1 protein-coding gene and 1 pseudogene are annotated in these 784 nt (G+C 55.9%); both read right to left on the reverse strand.

The annotated features are described in order from the left end of the window. A partial coding sequence (locus tag DDT56_RS24255; RefSeq protein WP_210417083.1) for an immunoglobulin-like domain-containing protein occupies positions 1-340 on the reverse strand: 340 nt, incomplete at both ends. Between the two features lies 1 nt (position 341). Beyond that, positions 342-773 (reverse strand): annotated as a pseudogene (locus DDT56_RS25240) (immunoglobulin-like domain-containing protein); the annotation flags it as partial. Positions 774-784 lie beyond the last annotated feature (11 nt).

Genomic DNA, 784 nt, shown 5'->3' on the forward strand with positions numbered 1-784 from the left:
CATCATCGCCCTGCGCCGGCACGCTATAAGCCACACTCTGCTCGCCGGCACGGATGGTAACCTGCTCACCATTGCTTAATGTCACTACCAGATCGTCGGCCAGTACCCGGTCAACCTTGATAGTAAAGACCGCGTCCTGCGCTTCGGTGACATCGCCGTTGCTATCGATCGTCACGTTGACGGTGTCGACCGTATCGGTGACAGTCACCGTTGCGGTATCACTGGTATCCAGTTGCTCGAAGTTATGCTCGCCCGCGTTGGTTACGCTTAGGGTATAACTTTCACCATCTTGATAGACATCGTCACCCTGCACCGCAAAGGCGCTCGAGGTACCCGTCGTNATCGGTCGGATTACTTAGCGTGGCGCTGACGGTGGCACTATCACTGCCTTCCGCTACCGAGATATCGCCCAGCGTTAGCGTGGTGGTATCTACCGTGTCAGTAATGTTGACCGTGGCTTCATTGCTGATCAGTTGCTCGAAATTATGCTCGCCCGCGTTGGTTACACTTATCGTGTAGCTTTCGCCGTCTTGATAAACATCGTCGCCCTGTACTGCAAACGCGCTCGAGGTGCCTATTGTCGCTCCGGCCGCAAAGGTGATAGTCGCCCCGTTGCTTAACGTCACCGTAAAGTCGCGATCGGTCGGGTTACTTAGCGTGGCGCTGACAGTCGCACTGTCGCTGCCTTCCGCTACCGTGATATCGCCCAGCGTCAGCGTGGTGGTATCTACCGTGTCGGTGACGGTTACCGTCGCGGTGTCGCTGGTATCCAATTGTTCGAAAT

Origin of the sequence: Brenneria corticis, assembly GCF_003115855.1 — a bacterium.
Taxonomy (GTDB): domain Bacteria; phylum Pseudomonadota; class Gammaproteobacteria; order Enterobacterales; family Enterobacteriaceae; genus Brenneria; species Brenneria corticis.